The 17,749-nt window shown below is 68.9% G+C and carries 19 protein-coding genes and 1 pseudogene; 15 read left to right on the forward strand and 5 right to left on the reverse strand.

Annotation, left to right across the window (positions count from 1 at the left end; genetic code table 11):
- Positions 1–6 precede the first annotated feature (6 nt).
- Positions 7–1,767, reverse strand: coding sequence for a DEAD/DEAH box helicase (locus G6N50_RS00820; RefSeq protein WP_083097413.1), 1,761 nt, complete (start codon positions 1,765–1,767; stop codon positions 7–9).
- Positions 1,768–1,868: 101 nt separating this feature from the next.
- Complete coding sequence (locus G6N50_RS00825) at positions 1,869–2,663, reverse strand: alpha/beta hydrolase (RefSeq protein WP_083097415.1); 795 nt, start codon at positions 2,661–2,663, stop codon at positions 1,869–1,871.
- Here G6N50_RS00825 and G6N50_RS00830 point away from each other — a divergent pair.
- The 5 genes from G6N50_RS00830 to G6N50_RS00850 all read left to right on the forward strand — a co-directional run bounded on the left by G6N50_RS00830 (position 2,598) and on the right by G6N50_RS00850 (position 8,251).
- Positions 2,598–2,819 (forward strand): hypothetical protein, encoded by a 222-nt coding sequence (locus G6N50_RS00830; RefSeq protein WP_163650777.1) that lies wholly within the window; start codon positions 2,598–2,600, stop codon positions 2,817–2,819. The genes G6N50_RS00825 and G6N50_RS00830 overlap by 66 nt on opposite strands.
- Before the next feature lie 164 nt (positions 2,820–2,983).
- Positions 2,984–4,549, forward strand: a complete 1,566-nt coding sequence (gene ffh, locus G6N50_RS00835) for a signal recognition particle protein (protein WP_083097416.1) — start codon at positions 2,984–2,986, stop codon at positions 4,547–4,549.
- A gap of 13 nt (positions 4,550–4,562) precedes the next feature.
- Positions 4,563–5,639 (forward strand): metal-dependent hydrolase family protein, encoded by a 1,077-nt coding sequence (locus G6N50_RS00840; RefSeq protein ID WP_142275669.1) that lies wholly within the window; start codon positions 4,563–4,565, stop codon positions 5,637–5,639.
- A 187-nt stretch (positions 5,640–5,826) separates the two neighbouring features.
- Complete coding sequence (locus tag G6N50_RS00845; RefSeq protein ID WP_083097420.1) at positions 5,827–7,647, forward strand: N-acyl-D-amino-acid deacylase family protein; 1,821 nt, start codon at positions 5,827–5,829, stop codon at positions 7,645–7,647.
- 1 nt (position 7,648) lies between these two features.
- Positions 7,649–8,251: a TetR/AcrR family transcriptional regulator gene (locus tag G6N50_RS00850; RefSeq protein WP_083097421.1), complete on the forward strand. Its 603-nt coding sequence runs from the start codon at positions 7,649–7,651 to the stop codon at positions 8,249–8,251.
- An 8-nt stretch (positions 8,252–8,259) separates the two neighbouring features.
- On the opposite strand, the gene G6N50_RS00855 is transcribed toward G6N50_RS00850, so the two are convergent.
- Positions 8,260–9,135, reverse strand: a complete 876-nt coding sequence (locus G6N50_RS00855; protein ID WP_083097467.1) for a D-alanyl-D-alanine carboxypeptidase family protein — start codon at positions 9,133–9,135, stop codon at positions 8,260–8,262.
- Between the two features lie 58 nt (positions 9,136–9,193).
- On the opposite strand from G6N50_RS00855, the gene G6N50_RS00860 reads away from it, so the two are divergent.
- The 5 genes from G6N50_RS00860 to trmD all read left to right on the forward strand — a co-directional run bounded on the left by G6N50_RS00860 (position 9,194) and on the right by trmD (position 11,886).
- Positions 9,194–9,613 carry a nuclear transport factor 2 family protein gene (locus G6N50_RS00860; protein WP_083097423.1) on the forward strand — a complete coding sequence of 140 codons (420 nt, stop codon included), beginning with the start codon at positions 9,194–9,196 and terminating at the stop codon, positions 9,611–9,613.
- Positions 9,614–9,864: 251 nt separating this feature from the next.
- Positions 9,865–10,374, forward strand: coding sequence for a 30S ribosomal protein S16 (gene rpsP / locus G6N50_RS00865; RefSeq protein WP_083097425.1), 510 nt, complete (start codon positions 9,865–9,867; stop codon positions 10,372–10,374).
- Positions 10,375–10,382: 8 nt separating this feature from the next.
- Entirely contained in the window at positions 10,383–10,625 is a 243-nt protein-coding gene (locus G6N50_RS00870; protein ID WP_003878715.1) for an RNA-binding protein, read from the forward strand.
- Between the two features lie 17 nt (positions 10,626–10,642).
- The gene (gene rimM / locus G6N50_RS00875; RefSeq protein ID WP_083097426.1) at positions 10,643–11,176 is read left to right on the forward strand and encodes a ribosome maturation factor RimM; all 534 of its coding nucleotides are present in this window, start codon (positions 10,643–10,645) and stop codon (positions 11,174–11,176) included.
- Between the two features lie 14 nt (positions 11,177–11,190).
- Positions 11,191–11,886, forward strand: a complete 696-nt coding sequence (gene trmD, locus G6N50_RS00880) for a tRNA (guanosine(37)-N1)-methyltransferase TrmD (RefSeq protein ID WP_083097428.1) — start codon at positions 11,191–11,193, stop codon at positions 11,884–11,886.
- On the opposite strand, the gene G6N50_RS00885 is transcribed toward trmD, so the two are convergent.
- Positions 11,883–12,860: a serine hydrolase gene (locus tag G6N50_RS00885; RefSeq protein ID WP_083097429.1), complete on the reverse strand. Its 978-nt coding sequence runs from the start codon at positions 12,858–12,860 to the stop codon at positions 11,883–11,885. The genes trmD and G6N50_RS00885 overlap by 4 nt on opposite strands.
- A 343-nt stretch (positions 12,861–13,203) precedes the next feature.
- Between G6N50_RS00885 and rplS the strand changes: the two genes are divergently transcribed.
- The 4 genes and pseudogenes from rplS (at position 13,204) to G6N50_RS00905 (ending at position 15,664) form a co-directional block, all read left to right on the forward strand.
- A complete protein-coding gene (gene rplS / locus G6N50_RS00890) occupies positions 13,204–13,545 on the forward strand; it encodes a 50S ribosomal protein L19 (RefSeq protein WP_067130769.1) in 342 nt (113 codons plus the stop codon).
- Positions 13,546–13,639: 94 nt separating this feature from the next.
- Positions 13,640–14,545, forward strand: coding sequence for a signal peptidase I (lepB, locus tag G6N50_RS00895; RefSeq protein ID WP_083097431.1), 906 nt, complete (start codon positions 13,640–13,642; stop codon positions 14,543–14,545).
- A gap of 2 nt (positions 14,546–14,547) precedes the next feature.
- Positions 14,548–15,307 (forward strand): annotated as a pseudogene (locus tag G6N50_RS00900) (ribonuclease HII).
- A gap of 51 nt (positions 15,308–15,358) precedes the next feature.
- Entirely contained in the window at positions 15,359–15,664 is a 306-nt protein-coding gene (locus G6N50_RS00905) for a DUF2469 domain-containing protein (protein WP_003875077.1), read from the forward strand.
- Positions 15,665–15,670: 6 nt separating this feature from the next.
- Here G6N50_RS00905 and G6N50_RS00910 read toward each other — a convergent pair whose 3' ends face one another.
- On the reverse strand, positions 15,671–16,441 hold the full coding sequence (locus tag G6N50_RS00910) for a GAF and ANTAR domain-containing protein (protein WP_083097435.1): 771 nt from the start codon (positions 16,439–16,441) through the stop codon (positions 15,671–15,673).
- Positions 16,442–16,746: 305 nt separating this feature from the next.
- On the opposite strand from G6N50_RS00910, the gene G6N50_RS00915 reads away from it, so the two are divergent.
- Positions 16,747–17,727, forward strand: coding sequence for an NAD-dependent epimerase/dehydratase family protein (locus tag G6N50_RS00915; protein ID WP_083097437.1), 981 nt, complete (start codon positions 16,747–16,749; stop codon positions 17,725–17,727).
- Positions 17,728–17,749: the final 22 nt, after the last annotated feature.

Here is a 17,749-nt window from a genome sequence, read left to right on the forward strand (position 1 = left end):
TAACGCTCAGGAGTGTTCGGCGTTGAGCCGGCGCACCGCGTCGATACGCGCCCGCAGCTGTTCGCGGCTGGCCGCGGCTATCGGGGGACCGCCGCAGCGCCGCCGCAGTTCGTTGTGGATCCAGCCGTGCGGCTTGCCGGTGCGGTGATGGGCGATCGAGACCAGGGTGTTCAGCTCGCGGCGCAGCTCCCGAAGCTGGCCGTGCACCGTCGCCGGCGGGGCTTGGGCGGCCGCCAGCGGCCCGCCTTCCTTGTGCAGCTGGGCCCGCTTCTGCAGCTGCTCTTCCTGGCGCTGGTGCAGCAGCGCGCGCATCTGATCCGCATCGAGCAGCCCCGGGATGCCGAGGTAGTCCGCCTCCTCCTCGCTGCCGGCCGCAGCGGCGGTGCCGAACGATGATCCGTCGAAGATCAGCTGATCGAGTTCCGCGTCGGCGCCCAAGGAGGTGAACCCCTTGTCGAGGTCGCCCTTCTCGTCCTGCGTCTTGGTGGCGGGATCGCCGTCGAGGGGATCGCCCTCGGAGACCCGGTGCGGCTCGCCCAGCACGTGGTTGCGCTGGGCCTCCAGCTCGCTGGCCAGCTGCAGCAGGTTCGGCACCGAAGGCACGAAGATGCTCGCGATTTCACCCTGGCGGCGCGACCGCACGAACCGGCCGATGGCCTGCGCGAAGAACAGCGGCGTGGAGGCGCTGGTGGCGTAGATACCCACCGACAGCCTCGGCACGTCGACGCCCTCGGAGACCATCCGGACCGCGACCAGCCAGCGGCTGGTGCTCGCGGCGAATTCGCTGATCCGCGCCGACGATCCGGGGTCGTCGGAGAGCACCAGCGTCGGCGCCTCGCCGGTCAGCCTGGTCAACAGGACGGCATACGCGCGGGCCGCGGTCTGATCCGAGGCGATGATCATGCCGCCGGCATCGGGTATGTGCGTGCGCAACTGGCGCAGCCGCAGATCCGCGGCGGTGATCACCGCGGGCATCCATTCGCCGGCGGGGTCCAGCGCCGTGCGCCATGCGCGCGCGGTCTGCTCGGCCGACAGCGGCTCGCCGAGGCGGGCCGCGTGCTCCTCGCCGGCGCTGTCGCGCCAGCGCGCCTCCCCGGAGTAGGCGAGGAACACCACCGGCCGGACCACGCCGTCGGCGAGGGCGTCGGTGTAGCCGTAGGTGTGGTCGGCCTGCGAACGCCGTATCCCGTCGGGACCGGCCTCGTAGGTCACGAACGGGATGGGGCTGTCGTCGCTGCGAAAGGGCGTCCCCGTCAGGGCGAGCCGGCGGGTGGCGTCGCCGAACGCTTCGCGGATGGCGTCGCCCCACGTCTTGGCGTCGCCGCCGTGGTGTATCTCATCGAAGACGACCAGGGTCTTGCGCTGCTCGGTCCGCACCCGGTGCAACGTCGGATGCGCGGCGACCTGGGCGTAGGTGACCATCACGCCGTGAAACTCCGGCGCGATCCGCGCGTTGCTGTTGGAGAACCTCGGGTCCAGGGCCAGGCCGTAGCGCTGCGCGGCCTGCGCCCACTGCACCTTCAGGTGCTCGGTGGGCACCACGACGGTGACCTGCTCGACGGCCCGCTGGCCGAGCAGCTCGGCCGCCACCCGCAGGGCGAAGGTCGTCTTCCCCGAGCCCGGGGTGGCCACCGCCAGGAAATCGCGCGGCTGGGCGGCGAGATACTTGACCAGCGCCCGGCGCTGCCAGCCGCGCAGCACGCCGGTGCTGGCGTCGCTGGGCTCGCTGTCGGCCTGCGCCTGGATGCTGCTGAGCGGCACCGACACAGGCCCCCCGTTCGTTGCTCGTCGACGCGGCTAACTCGATTGAGTCGCGGCTGTGAAATCTAGCACGCCAACGCTTTTCGGCGTAGTAACGACTCGATCGGCTATCGTGTCGGGCGCGCCGTTTCGCGGGTCTGCAGCCATTCATGGATGCGTCGGGCAACGTCGGCCCAGCGCGGTTCGAGCATCATGTTGTGGCCCATGGAGAAGAATTCCGGCTCGGTTCGGTAGGCCCGCGCGGTGTTGCGCACCTCGCGGACGCTGACGAAGCCGTCGTACTCGGCGCCCAGGACCAGGATCGGCGTCGTCACCCGCTTGGTTCTGACGCGGCGGACGATCGGATCGGTCATGGCGGCGCGAACACTCTCGGCTCCGGCGCGTTGCCGGCAGGATTCGACGACGCCCTCGGGCGTGTCGGCGCAGAACAGATATTCGCGGGCCAGCGCCGGGGTGGCGAGGAATTTCAGCAGCGTGGGATCGGTCCACGATTCCATCGTCATCGACGGCCGGCGGCGCCACACGCGCAACGCCAGCGTGAGCACGCCCTGCGGCGGCACGGAGCCCACCAGCACCGCGGCCGGGGCGGTCCGATCTTCGAGATAGCGCTGGATCACGAACCCGCCCAGGGAATGGCCGATCAGGATCGGCGCGCCGCCCAGGTCGTCGGCCACCGTACGGACGTCGTCGATGTAGTCGGCGATGGACACCTTCGGCAGCGGCTTGGACGTCGGGCTGGCGCCGTGCCCGCGCAGGCTCACCGCCACCGCCCGGTAGCCGGCGTCGGCGAAGAAGTCCAGAAAGTGCTCCCAGCACCACGCGCCATGCCAGCCGCCGTGCACGAAGAGCAGCGGCACCGGATGCGCTGGGCTGCAGCACCCTTTGTCGATCACCTCGAGCATGAGCTGACTTTTCTTCGCTGCCGGCGCGCCGTCAAGCCCTTTGAAGGCGCCGAGCGTGACGCTAGCGTCACGGTGGTCGTCGAGCGTGACGCCAACGTCACGCTCGCGGCGATGGGGACGGCGCTCGCGATCACCACTAGGTCCGATGAGTGGTGACCCGCTGCGCCCCGCGGCGCGGCGCTCGCGATCACCACTAGGTCCGATGAGTGGTGACCCGCTGCGCCCTGCGGCGCGGCGCTCGCGATCACCACTAGGTCCGATGAGTGGTGACCCGCTGCGCCCCGCGGCGCGGCGCTCGCGATCACCACTAGGCTGGCGGGGTGTTTGAATCGCTGTCCGACCGGTTGACCGGAGCCCTTCAGGGACTACGCGGCAAGGGTCGTCTGACCGACGCCGATATCGAGGCCACTACCCGCGAGATCCGGCTGGCGCTGCTGGAAGCCGACGTGTCGTTGCCCGTGGTGCGCGCCTTCGTCACCCGGATCAAGGACCGCGCCAAGGGCGCCGAGGTCTCCGGGGCCCTCAACCCGGCGCAGCAGGTCGTCAAGATCGTCAACGAAGAACTCATCGGCATCCTGGGCGGACAGACCCGCCAGCTGGCGTTCGCCAAGACCCCGCCGACCGTGGTGATGCTCGCCGGTCTGCAGGGATCCGGTAAGACGTCCCTGGCCGGCAAGCTGGCCGCCTGGCTGCGCGGTCAGGGCCACACGCCGCTGCTGGTGGCCTGCGACCTGCAGCGCCCGGCCGCGGTGAACCAGCTGCAAGTCGTCGGTGAGCGCGCCGGGGTACCCGTCTTCGCGCCCCATCCTGGCGCGTCCCCCGAGTCCGGGCCCGGTGATCCGGTCGCGGTGGCGGCCGCCGGGCTCGCCGAGGCGCAGGCCAAGCATTTCGACGTCGTCATCGTCGACACCGCCGGCCGGCTGGGCATCGACGACGAGCTGATGGCCCAGGCCGCGGCCATCCGCGACGCCATCAATCCCGACGAGGTGCTGTTCGTGCTGGACGCGATGATCGGCCAGGACGCCGTCACCACCGCCGAGGCGTTCCGCGAGGGTGTCGGGTTCACGGGGGTGGTGCTGACCAAGCTCGACGGCGACGCCCGCGGTGGCGCCGCCTTATCGGTGCGCGAGGTGACCGGCGTCCCAATCCTTTTCGCCTCCACCGGCGAGAAGCTGGAGGACTTCGACGTCTTCCACCCCGACCGGATGTCCAGCCGCATCCTGGGCATGGGCGACGTGCTGAGCCTGATCGAGCAGGCCGAGCAGGTCTTCGACGCCGAACAGGCCGAGGCCGCGGCGGTCAAGATCGGCAGCGGCGAGCTCACGCTCGAGGACTTCCTGGAGCAGATGCTGGCCATCCGCAAGATGGGCCCGATCGGCAACCTGCTGGGCATGCTGCCCGGCGCCGGGCAGATGAAGGACGCGCTGGCCCAGGTCGACGACCGCCAGCTCGACCGCCTGCAGGCCATCATTCGTGGCATGACCCCCGCGGAGCGCGCCGATCCGAAGATCATCAACGCGTCGCGGCGGCTGCGTATCGCAAACGGTTCGGGCGTCACGGTGTCCGAGGTCAACCAGCTGGTCGACCGCTTCTTCGAGGCCCGCAAGATGATGTCGTCCATGCTCGGTGGCATGGGTATCCCCGGCCTGGGTCGCAAGTCGGCGACGCGAAAGTCCAAGGGAGCGAAGGGCAAGAAGGGCAAGAAGGGCGGACGCGGCCCGACACCGCCGAAGGTCCGCAACCCGCTGCGCGCTGCGATGCCGGGCATGCCGGCCGGCTTGCCCGACCTGTCGCAAATGCCCGAGGGCCTCAACGAGCTGCCGCCCGGTCTGGCCGACTTCGACCTGTCCAAGCTGAAGTTCCCGGGCAACCCCGGAAGGAAGTAGCCGCCCGGTGCGCATGCACGTACGGGGCGTGGGCCTGCCCGACGAGACCGAGATCGAACTGTGGATCGTCGACGGCCGCATCAGCGCCGAACCGGTCGCGGGCGCCGACACTGTCTTCGACGGCGGCTGGATCGTGCCCGGTCTGGTCGACGCCCACTGCCACGTCGGGCTGGGCGATCACGGCGAGATCCCGCTCGACGACGCGATCGCCCAGGCCGAGATCGAACGCGACGTCGGCGCGCTGCTGTTGCGGGACTGCGGCTCGCCCACCGACACCCGCAGCCTCGACGACCGCGACGATCTGCCCCGCATCATCCGGGCGGGCAAGCATCTGGCCAGACCCAAGCGGTACGCGGCGGGCTTCTCGCGCGAGCTCAACGACGAGTGGCAGCTGCCGGCGGCGGTGGCCGAGGAGGCCAAGCGCGGCGACGGCTGGATCAAGCTGGTCGGCGACTGGATCGACCGCAGCGTCGGCGATCTGGCCCCGCTGTGGTCCGACGACGTGCTCAAGGCCGCCATCGAAACCGCCCACGCCCACGGCGCCCGGGTCACCGCGCACGTCTTCAGTGAGGACGCGCTGCCCGGTCTGATCAACGCCGGCATCGACTGCATCGAGCACGGCACCGGCCTGGACGACGACACCGTCGAGTTGATGGTCGAGCACGGCACCGTCCTGGTGCCGACGCTGGTCAACATCGTCGAGAACTTCCCCGGCATCGCCGTCGCGGCCGCGAAGTATCCGGCGTACGCCGCGCACATGCGCGACCTGCACGCCCGCGGCCTGTCCCGGATCGCGGCCGCCCGCGACGCGGGCGTACCGATCTACGCCGGCAGCGACGCCGGCACCATGGTCGTGCCCGGGCGCATCGCCGACGAGGTCGAGGCGCTCAAGAGCATCGGGATGAGCCCGACCGAGGCGCTAGGTGCAGCGTGCTGGGACGCGCGCCGCTGGCTGGGCCGGCCCGGGCTGGATCACGGCGCCTCGGCGGACCTGCTGTGCTACTCGGACGACCCCCGCTCGGGTCCGGCCGTGCTGAGAAGCCCCGACCTGATCATGTTGCGCGGCAAGATCTTTCCTTCACCGGCCTAGCGCACGTCGTGCCGCCATTGCTCGGCGGACCCCGCATCGCCACCCGCCGCGCCGAGTTCACCGCGGTTGCGGGCCCGGTGTCCGCCGGTAACGCACACTGACCACCGGCGCCGAATATTTCCGAGTTCGCGTCAGAAAAAGATTGCGAGTGCTTGCTATCTATGTTAGTGTTCCGGCAATCGACGACATGGAGGAAACCGTGGCCTACGACGTGATCATTCGCGACGGATTGTGGTTCGACGGCACCGGCAGTGCGCCGCTGACGCGCACGCTCGGTATCCGCGCCGGCGTCGTGGCCGCCGTGTCCGCGGAGCCGCTGGACGAGACCGGTTGTCCCGAGGTGATCGACGCGGCTGGCAAGTGGGTGGTGCCCGGCTTCCTCGACGTGCACACCCATTACGACGCCGAGGTGCTGCTGGATCCCGGACTGCGCGAGTCGGTGCGCCACGGGGTCACCACGGTGTTGCTGGGCAACTGCTCGTTGTCGACGGTCTACGCCGATTCCGAGGACGCCGCCGACCTGTTCAGCCGGGTGGAGGCGGTGCCGCGCGAATACGTCTTCGGCGCGTTGAGCTCCAACCGGACCTGGTCAACGGCCGCGGAATACATCGAGGCGATCGACGCCCTGCCGTTGGGGCCCAATGTCGGCTCGCTGCTTGGTCATTCGGACCTGCGTACCGCGGTGCTCGGGCTGGATCGGGCCACTGACGCCACGGTGCGGCCCACCGCCGACGAGCTGGAGAAGATGGCCGGCCTGCTGGACGAGGCCCTCGACGCCGGGGTGCTCGGCATGTCCGGGATGGACGCCGCCATCGACAAACTCGACGGCGAACGGTTCCGCTCGCGCGCCCTGCCGTCCACCTTCGCGACGTGGCGAGAACGGCGCAGGCTGATCAAGGTGCTGCGCAAGCGCGGCCGGATTCTGCAGAGCGCCCCCAACGTGGCGAAGCCGTCCACCGGAATGCTCTTCTTCCTGGCCAGCAGCCGGATACTCAACTGGGGCAAGGGCGTTCGGATGAGCATGCTCGTGTCCGCCGACGCCAAATCCATGCCGCTCTCGGTGTACGTCTTCGGCCCGGGGGCACGCCTGCTGAACAAGCTGCTGGGCGCCGCCGTGCGATTCCAGCATCTGCCGGTGCCATTCGAGTTGTACTCCGACGGAATCGATCTGCCGGTCTTCGAGGAATTCGGCGCCGGAACGGCCGCCCTGCACCTGCGGGAACAGTTGCAGCGCAACGAGTTACTGGCGGACAAGGAATACCGGCGGCAGTTCCGGCGCGAGTTCGACCGCGTCAAGCTCGGGCCGTCGCTGTGGCACCGCGACTTCCACGACGCGGTCATCGTCGAATGCCCGGACAAGTCGTTGGTGGGCAAGAGCTTCGGCGCGATCGCCGACGAGCGCAGGCTGCACCCGCTCGACGCATTCCTGGACGTGCTCGTCGAGAACGGTGAACGCAACGTCCGGTGGACGACCGTCGTCGCCAACCATCGCCCCAAGCTGCTGGACGCACTCGCCAACGAGGGCAGCGTGCACATGGGCTTCTCGGATGCGGGCGCGCACCTGCGCAACATGGCTTTCTACAACTTCCCGTTGCGGATGCTCAAGCGCGCCCGCGACGCCTACCGCGCCGGTGCGCCCTTCATGTCCATCGAGCAGGCGGTGCATCGGCTCACCGGTGAACTGGGCGAGTGGTTCGGCATCGACGCCGGCACCCTGTGCCAGGGCGACCGTGCGGACTTCGTGGTGATCGACCCTGCCGGCCTCAACGACTCCGTCGACAGCTACCACGAGGAAGCGGTGCCGTTCTACGGCGGCCTGCGGCGCATGGTCAACCGCAACGACGACGCCGTCGTGGCCACCGGTGTGGGCGGCGTGGTGGTCTTCGGCGGAAGCCAGCCGAAAGGTGAATTCCGGGACGGCTACGGCCAATCCGTGCGGTCGGGCCGCTACCTGCGGGCGGGGGAGCGCACCCGCCGGGAACGCAGCGCGCTAAGCGTTACCGCCTGACATGGCCAGAACCCAGCAGCAGCGCCGCGAGGAAACCGTCGGACGGCTCATCGACGCCTGCATCGCCACCATCATCGAGGTCGGCTACGCCCGGGCGTCGGCCGCGGTCATCACCAAGCGGGCCGGGGTGTCGGTCGGTGCGCTGTTCCGGCACTTCGACACCATGGGCGACTTCATGGCGGCCACCGCCTCGGAAGTGCTACGCCGCCAACTGGAGTCGTTCACCAAGGGGGTCGCCGCGATACCCCCCGACCGGCCGGCGCTCGAAGCGGCGCTGGTGATCCTGCGCGACATCACCTGCGGCCCGGCCAACGCTGTCATCTACGAACTGCTGGTCGCCGCCCGCACCGACGAAAAGCTCAGGGAGACTTTGCAACACGAGCTGGGGCAGTACGCGGCGAAGATCCACGACGCGGCCCGCGCGCTACCGGGCGCCGAACGCTTCCCCGAGAACACCTTCCCGGTGTTCGTGGCGCTGATGACCAACGTGTTCGACGGGGCCGCCGTGGTGGAAGGCGTACTGCCGCAACCGGAGATCGCGGCCCAGCGGATTCCGGTGCTGATGGCGTTGCTGACCGCGGCGCTGCCCGGCGCGGACTCCTGACGGGGCGCTTACAGCGAGCCGATGCTGGACTGCGGGCTTTGTGCGAATCCCCAGTCGAACAGCGTCGCCGCCTGATCCCAGTACGTCGGCCCGCCCTCCTTGATCAGCCCGTACATCATGGCGATCACCAGCCGGCGGCCACCGCGCGCGGCGGCCCCCACGAAGGTCTTGCGGGCGGCGTTGGTGAAGCCGGTCTTGCCCCCGATCGCGCCGGGGTAGCGCTGCAACAGCTCGTCCTGGTTGGTGATCGGGTGATCGCCGTTATCGCCCGGGAACATCGCCGAGGGCTCGGCGGTGATCTGCGCGAACACCGGGTTAGCCATCGCCGCGCGGAAGATGACCGCCAGGTCGTGCGCGGTCGACGCGCCCGACCCGCCGGGGCCGTCCAGACCGGAGGGCGTCGCCGCGTGGGTATTGGTGGCCCCGAGCGAGGCCGCCTTGGCGTTCATCTTGGCGACGGTGGCGTCCGGGCCGCCCAGCATGTGCGCCAGCGTGTTGGCGGCGTCGTTCCCCGAGACCAGCAGCAGGCCGTCGAGGAGCTGGCGCGCGGTGTAGGTGCGGCCCGGTTTGATGCCGACGCAGTTGCACTCCACCTGGGTGTCGGCGACGTCGGCGACGACGGTCGAGTCCAGGCTCACCGAGTCCAGGACCACCTGGGCCAGCAGCGTCTTGATGGTGCTCGCCGGCGGGTGGGGCACGTTCTGGTCCCGGCCGGCCAGCACCTGACCGCTGTCGAGGTCGGCGACGATCCAGGTCTGGGCCGGGCCGTCGGGAATGGGGATCGAGCCGACCGGTTGCATGCTGTCGGCCCAGGATGTGGGGACGGTGGCACCGCACGCACCCACCGTGAACAGGGCCGCGGCTGCGGCCATGACCTTGCGCATGGGCCGAAAGTCTAACTTCCGGGCCTGTTCGTCGTCGATCTTCAGTACTGTCCGATGCATGTTGAGCCTGGCCGAAATCTCCGACCGCCTCGAGATCCAGCAGCTTCTGGTCGACTACTCCACCGCCATTGACCAGCGCCGATTCGACGACCTGGACAAGGTGTTCACGCCCGACGCCTACATCGACTACACGGCGCTCGGCGGCATCGAGGGGCGCTACCCGGAGGTGAAGAAGTGGCTGGCCGAGGTGCTGCCCAACTTCCCGGTGTACGCGCACATGCTGGGCAATTTCTCGGTCCACATGGACGGGGACAAGGCCACCTCGCGGGTGATCTGCTTCAACCCGATGGTGCTGGGCGGCGACACCGACCAGGTGCTGTTCTGCGGACTCTGGTACGACGACGAGTTCCTGCGCACGCCCGACGGCTGGCGCATGACCCGGCGGGCGGAGACCAAGGTCTTCCAGAAAGTGATGTGAGCGCCGCATTGTTTTTCGCCGAGATTGCCGTCAGGGCTGTGCCACGCACGCCGGAAGCGACCATGACGGCAATCTCGGCGGCGCGCCCGCGCGATTTCTGATCGCCGCCCCTGGTCTGGCACAATGGGCGGCTGTCCGCCGCGCGATTACGCATCGCCGACCGGTCATACACGCGAGGCGAAACCGGATCCGGGCATCCCGCCCCGATCGCTGAATCGCAGCGTGACACACACAGGAGAAATCGCTTAACCATGGCTGTGAAGATCAAGCTCACCCGGCTTGGCAAGATCCGCAATCCCCAGTACCGCATCGCCGTCGCCGACGCGCGGACCCGGCGCGACGGACGCTCCATCGAGGTCATCGGCCGTTACCACCCGAAGGAAGACCCGAGCCTCATCGAGATCAACTCGGAGCGCGCGCAGTACTGGCTGTCCGTGGGTGCCCAGCCCACCGAGCCCGTCCTCAAGCTGCTGAAGATCACCGGTGACTGGCAGAAGTTCAAGGGCCTGCCCGGCGCCGAAGGCCGCCTGAAGGTCGCCCCGGCCAAGCCCAGCAAGCTGGAGCTGTTCAACGCCGCGCTGGCGGAGGCCGACGGCGGACCGACCACCGAGGCCGCGAACCCGAAGAAGAAGGCCCCGGCCAAGAAGGCCGCGAAGGCCGACGAGCCCGGGGCCGCCGCCGAGACGCCCGCGGAGCCCGCCGCTGAGGCCGAGGCGCCCGCCGAGGCCGGCGAGCAGGCCGAGCCGACGACCGAAAGCTGACCGCGGCGATGAGTACGGTTGTCGTTGACGCTGTTGAGCATCTGGTCCGCGGGATTGTCGACAACCCCGACGATGTCCGGGTGGACATGGTGACCAGCCGCCGGGGGCGGACGGTCGAGGTCCACGTCCACCCCGACGACCTGGGCAAGGTGATCGGCCGCGGGGGTCGCACCGCGACCGCGTTGCGCACGCTGGTCGCCGGTATCGGCGGTCGCGGCATCCGCGTCGACGTGGTGGACACCGACCAGTAGTCGCTGATGGAACTCCCTTGGAGTTGACCGTCGGGCGCGTGGTGAAAGCCCACGGCATCAGCGGCGAGCTGGTGGTGGAGATCCGCACCGACGATCCCGCCGCCCGGTTCTCGCGGGGTAACACGTTGCGCGCCAAGCCCTATCGTGGCGGTGCGGAACGCAGCGTCGTCATCGAGAGTGTGCGCGAGCATGGCGGGCGGCTGTTGGTGCGGCTGGAAGGCATCACCGACCGCGACGGCGCCGACGAGCTGCGCGGCACCCTGTTCGTCGTCGACTCCGAGGACTTGCCCGCCATCGACGAGGCGGACACCTACTACGACCATCAACTCGAAGGCCTGCACGTCCGCACCGTCGCGGGCGAGCAGGTCGGCGTCGTCGCCGAGGTGTTGCACACCGCGGCCGGTGAATTGTTGGCGGTGCGGAGTGAGGCGGTCGCCGGTGACGCGAAGCGGGAAGTGTTGGTGCCGTTCGTGACCGCGATCGTCACCTCGGTGTCGCTGGACGACGGCGTGGTCGAGATCGATCCGCCCGAAGGCCTGCTGGATCTGTAGCGGGGATCTCCGATATGAGAATCGACGTCGTCACCATCTTCCCGGCTTATCTGGACCCGTTGCGGCAATCCTTGCCAGGCAGGGCGATCCAGTCCGGCCTGGTCGATCTGCGGGTCCATGACTTGCGGCGCTGGACGCACGACGTGCACCGCTCGGTCGACGATTCCCCCTACGGCGGGGGCCCGGGGATGGTGATGAAGGCGCCGGTCTGGGGCGAGGCGCTAGATGAAATCGCCTCGGAGGAAACGCTTTTGGTCGTTACCACGCCGGCCGGTCGGTTGTTCACGCAAGAGACGGCCGCCCGCTGGAGCGCCGAAACCCAACTGGTGTTCGCCTGTGGTCGCTACGAGGGCATCGACCAGCGGGTCATCGAGGATGCCGGGCGGCGGATGCGGGTCGAAGAAGTCTCGATCGGCGACTACGTGCTGCCGGGCGGCGAGTCGGCCGCCGTGGTGATGATCGAGGCCGTGGTGCGCCTGCTCGAGGGAGTGCTCGGCAATCCGGCCTCGCACCAATACGATTCGCACTCTCCGGCCCTGGATCGGCTGCTGGAGGGTCCCAGCTATACCCGGCCGCCGAGCTGGCGCGGGCTCGACGTTCCCGAGGTGCTGTTGTCCGGCGACCACGCGCGCGTCGCGGCGTGGCGCCGGGAAATCTCGCTGCAGCGCACCCGCGAACGCCGCCCCGAACTGCTCGACCCGCGGGATTAGAGCCCGCGCCGGGACGCCTCGATGCGGCCCTCGGGAAAGATCGTCTTGACCGCCCGGGTGATGGTGTCGCGGGCGGTGGCGTCATCGGCGGTCTGCAGGGACTGGACCACCATGATGTAGCGGCGGTCGGCCCCGATCACGCCGGTCGACAAATGCATCCAGTCGCTGCCGATGCAGCACATCCAGCCCTGCTTGACCGCGACCGGTTCGGCGTACAGACCGTCCGGGATGCCGAATCGCTGCGGGTAGCCGTCGAGGCCGTTGGGGGTGGACTGGGACAGGTCATTCACGATGATCTTGGCGTCATCGGCCGGCAGGCCGCCCGCGCCGTCCAGCAGCATCTCGTAGTAGCGGATCAGGTCGGTCACCGAGCTCATGGTGTTCCACCAGCGCCCGTCGCTGGGCGGGGTGGTGGAGGTCAGGCCGTAGCGGGCCGCGACCTCGGTGATGATGGCGGCGCCGCCGCCCTGACCCCAGAACTTCTCGGCCGCGCCGTCGTCGGATGACTGCAGCATGATGTCCAGGGCCTGACGGTCGTCGGCGTTCAGCGGCGTCTTGCCCTCGGATTCGTGCAGCAGCAGATCGTCGGCGATGAACAGCTTCGCGACCGACGCGGTGCCGATGACCTGGCTGTTCCCGTTGGCGATCAGCTGATGCGTGCTGCGATCGAGGATGGCCACCGACAGCGCGGCGCCGCTGCTGGCGGCCTCTTCGGCGGCCTGCTGGACGCGGGCCTGCAGCTGGCCGAATCCCGAGCTCGGCAGCGCCTGGGACGGCTGCGGCGGCGTGGCCGCCTCGAGCATCAGCGCGGCCGACTGCGGGGGAGCCGAGGTGGGTGGCGCGGAGATGACCCGAACGGGCGCGGTGACCGGGAGGCTGTAGACCTTTGCCTGGACCAGCACCTCGGAGCCGGCGGCAACCACCAACGTCACCGCCGCGGTAGCGGTGAACAGCGTCAGCGGACGTACCCGCATTCGTCTCCTCCAGCGTGACTTAGACACAGGGCAAGAGCGGGTCCGTCGCGCCAGCTCCACCGGCCATCACGCTCCGAGTGCGGGTAGCGCGTTCTGACCCCAGTCATATGTACCATTTACCAGCGCGTTTGGCGCGTTGTGAACCGCCGACTCGCTGTGATTTCCGCGGTACGCGCCCCGTCTGGCACAATTGACCAGTTGTCTCCAGCGGTTGCAGGCCGGTTGGCCCTTTTCCCGCCTGCTGCGAGATACGCCAGAAAGCCCGAAACCATCGGCTTGGCGACCGCCTCACACCCGCGTGTGGGTAGCTGCCGTCGGCCGCGACCGCAAGGAAGTGTCTCGCATGAACCGGCTGGACTTCGTCGATCAGGCGTCGCTGCGCGACGATATCCCGGTGTTCGGCCCGGGCGACACCGTCAACGTGCACGTCAAGGTCATCGAGGGCGCCAAGGAGCGTATCCAGGTGTTCAAGGGCGTGGTGATCCGTCGTCAGGGCGGTGGCATCCGTGAGACGTTCACCGTGCGCAAGGAAAGCTATGGCGTCGGCGTCGAGCGGACCTTCCCGGTGCACTCGCCCAACATCGACCACATCCAGGTGGTGACCCGCGGTGACGTCCGCCGCGCGAAGCTGTACTACCTGCGTGAACTGCGCGGCAAGAAGGCCAAGATCAAGGAGAAGCGCTGAGCCGGGACGCCTTGGCGGCGCTGCTGATCCGTCCCATCGTTTCTGCGGTGCGCCGGTTTACCGGGCCACAACGTGCGCTGGCTACGCTGATCTCGTGACGGATACCGCGGATTCATCGAAGCCCGAGTCCCACGCCGGCGAGTCAGATCCGAAGGTCTCTACCCGCAATCCGGAGACGCGCCCCGACGACGCCGCGACGACGGCCGGATCGATCCCCGAACCGGGGCCGGTGGCCGAGACGCCCGACGACGGCGAACCGGAGGAGCCCAAGCGTTCGACGCTGCGCGAATTCGCGATCCTGGCGGTGATCGCCGTCGTCCTCTACTACGTCATGCTGACCTTCGTGGCGCGGCCCTACCTGATCCCGTCCGAATCCATGGAGCCCACGCTGCACGGGTGCACGGGCTGTGTCGGCGACCGGATCATGGTCGACAAGGTCACCTACCGGTTCAGCGCGCCGCACCCCGGTGACGTCATCGTCTTCAAGGGGCCGCCGCCCTGGAACCTCGGCTACAAGTCGATCAGGTCCAACAACACCGTGCTGCGCTGGGTGCAAGACGCGCTGTCCTTCATCGGCTTCGTGCCGCCGGACGAGAACGACCTGGTCAAGCGGGTCATCGCGGTCGGCGGGCAGACGGTGCAGTGCCGGGCCGACACCGGGTTGACGGTCGACGGCAAGCCGCTGAAGGAGCCGTACCTGGATCGCAACACCATGGCCGCCGACCCATCGGTGTATCCATGCCTGGGCAGCGAGTTCGGCCCGGTCGCCGTCCCGCCGGGACGGCTGTGGGTGATGGGCGACAACCGGACGCACTCGGCGGATTCGCGGGCCCACTGCACCAGCGAGCCGGCCGAAGCCCTCAGGGGTGTGCTGTGCACCGGCGACCCGACGTCGGGCACGGTGCCGGTGTCCAACGTGATCGGAAAAGCCAGGTTCATCGTGTGGCCGCCGACTCGATGGGGTGGCGTGGGATCGGTGAACCCGCAACAGAATCGGTAGCCATGGCCACGACTTGGCCGCCGCGGGCGGTGATCCGCAGATCGTCGGGGTTGCGCACCCTGGAGTCGGCGCTGTACCGCAGCGGGTTGGGTCCGGTGGCCGGCGTCGACGAGGTCGGCCGCGGCGCCTGCGCCGGACCGCTGGTGGTCGCGGCCTGCGTGCTCGGGCCGGGGCGAATGGAAAGCCTTGCCGCGCTTGATGATTCCAAGAAGTTGACGGAGGCCGCCCGGGAGAAGCTGTTCCCGCTGATCCGCCGGTATGCGCTGGCCTACCACGTGGTATTCATCCCGCCGGCCGAGGTGGACCGGCGCGGCGTGCACGTCGCCAACATCGAAGGCATGCGTCGTGCCGTCGCCGGGCTGTCCGTGCGTCCCGGCTACGTGCTGAGCGACGGCTTCCGGGTGCCCGGGCTGGCCGTCCCGTCGTTGCCGGTCATCGGCGGCGACGCGGTCGCGGCGTGTATCGCCGCGGCCAGCGTGCTGGCGAAGGTCAGCCGGGACCGGTTGATGGTCGCCATGGAGGCCGATCACCCCGGTTACGGCTTCGCCCTGCACAAGGGCTACAGCACGCCGGCCCACAGCACGGCGCTGACCCGGCTGGGCCCGTGTCCCGAGCATCGTTATTCGTTCATCAACGTGCGGCGCGTGGCCGACGGGCCGGGTGGCCGGGTGGTGGCCGACTGCCAACCGGACCCACCGCTGCAGCACGACGGATATCGGTGAGGAAAGATGGGATCAGGATTCCCACCCCGGCGGACGGTAGCTAGCGCCGGGTGCCCGGGGAAAACTGTCTGGGAGAAGGACGTCTGAGCAGATGAGTGCAGAAGATCTCGAAAAGTATGAAACCGAGATGGAGCTCTCGCTGTACCGCGAATACAAGGACATCGTCGGCCAGTTCAGCTACGTCGTGGAGACCGAACGGCGGTTTTACCTGGCCAACAGCGTCGAGATGACGCCCCGCAACGCCGACGGCGAGGTCTACTTCGAGCTGCGGCTGTCCGATGCCTGGGTGTGGGACATGTACCGGCCGGCGCGGTTCGTCAAGCAGGTGCGGGTGGTCACCTTCAAGGACGTCAACATCGAAGAGGTCGAGAAGCCCGAGCTGCGGCTGCCCGAATAACCGGGCCTACGTATTCGGCGGAAGCTGGTTGTCGTCGGAAGCCGGCAGCTGGCCGCGCTGATTGATCACCTCCCGCGCGACGTCGGCAAGCTTGATGTTCAGCGCCTGGGAGTGGCGCCGCAACAGGTCGAAGGCCTCGTCCTCGCCCATGTCGTGCAGCATCATCAACATGCCGACGGCCTTGCCGATCTCGCGGTTGCTGAGCAGTCCGCGCCGCAGGCTCGCGGCATCTTCGCCCTTGTTGACGGCGTTGATGGCGACACTGGCGAACGCGGCCAGCACTGCCGCCCGCCCGGCGGACTCGGCGTCGAAAATGTTCGGGGTGTCGCTGAACAGGTTGAGCGCGGCCCCCTTGCGTTTGTCCACCAGGAGCCGAAACCCCATCGCGCCCCGCACCGGGGTCTCGGCGACCAGAACCTCCGCCAGCTTGGGCCACAGCGACGGCGTGGTCAGGTCCGGATCGATCTGGGGGGTCTCCTCCTCGATCGCGTCGATGCAGGGGCCGTCGCCGGAACGCCGTTCCAGCTCGTCGATGGCTTGGGCCAGGCGGTCACTCGCGCCCACGGTGACGTAGCGGTCCCCGTCACGCACCAACAGGCTGGCGTGGTCACAGCCACGGACGACCAGGGTGGCGGCGATGCAGATGGCGGCGTACATCTGGTTGGCGTCCGAGCCCTGATAGATGATCTCGGCGAGGGCGGCGAAAACCGTGCCGGGGTCGGCCTTCTCCCCGCCCGTCACGGGTGCCTCCGCGCCGGCCTTCGGTTCGTCCCCCATACTGAGCCCTTCGTTCCTGCGGTGCCGACGGTGTGACAGCGTCCGATCGCCGTAAATTATCGGTCGCCGCGACCAGCCTTACACGCGGTTCCGTCTGGTTGCGGCCAATCAGTGGGCATCTTGCCGGTCACCGTCGATCCGCCAAGTCCCCGCTGACGATGCGGAGTGCCCGCACGTCCAACCGCTCGCGAGTCGCGAAATGTTGGAAAGATGGTTCTATCATGCGCCGACTGCGTGCGCCGGTGGGCTCGGTGACGTTTCCCACCCGGGGTTTCGGCCGGCTGCGGGAGGGAAGGACGTTGTGAATGGGAGTGACCGTCGCGGTGACCGGTCCGACCGGGGAGATCGGCATCTCCGCGGTGACGGCGCTCGAACGCGAACCCGCCGTCGACGCCATCATCGGGATGGCCCGCCGGCCGTTTGACCCGTCGTCTCACGGTTGGCAAAAGACCACGTATCAGCAGGGCGACATCCTGGACCGCGAGGCCGTCGACGCCCTGGTGGCGCAGGCCGACGTGGTCATCCACCTGGCTTTCATCATCATGGGTTCGCGCGACGAGAGCGCCCGGGTGAATCTGGAGGGCACCCGCAACGTGTTCGAGGCAACGGTGGCCGCCGAGCGGCCCCGGCGCCTGGTCTACACGTCGTCGGTGGCGGCCTACGGCTACCACTCCGACAATCCCGTCCCGCTGACCGAGGACGTGCCCGCCCGGGGCTCCGCCGAGCACTACTACTCCGAGCAGAAGGCGGCCTGTGAGGAGCTGCTCGCCGAGATCACCGCGGACTCGGCGCTCGAGGTGTTCGTGCTGCGGCCCTGCGTGGTCGCCGGGCCCAGAGCCACCGCGCTGGCCGACGCGATGCCGTGGAATCAGCTGCCCGGTCCGATGCGTGCCGTGGTGAAGGCCGTTCCGATCCTCAAGCCGGTGGTGCCGGACCCGGGTATCCCGTTGCAGCTGGTTCACCACGACGACGTCGCGGCGGCGATCGCGCTGGCGGCCACCGCTCCGGCGCCGCCGGGCGTCTACAACATCGCCGGCGACGGGGTCGTGACGGTGGGCGACGTCGCGAGGGCGCTGGGCGGTCGCCCAGTGCGGGTTCCCGCCGTCGCCGCGACGGCGGCCTCGGCGGCCATCTCGCGGGTGCCGGTGGTGCCGTCGATACTGGAATGGCTGCACACGGCCCGGACGTCGATGGTCATGGACACCACCAAGGCCAAGACCCAACTGGGCTGGCGCCCGCTGCACTCGTCGGCCGAAACGTTGGAAGCGCTGGCCTCGGGGGCATGACGCCCCGGCGACCGGCCGGCGA

The organism is Mycobacterium mantenii, assembly GCF_010731775.1.
Classification (GTDB): domain Bacteria; phylum Actinomycetota; class Actinomycetes; order Mycobacteriales; family Mycobacteriaceae; genus Mycobacterium; species Mycobacterium mantenii.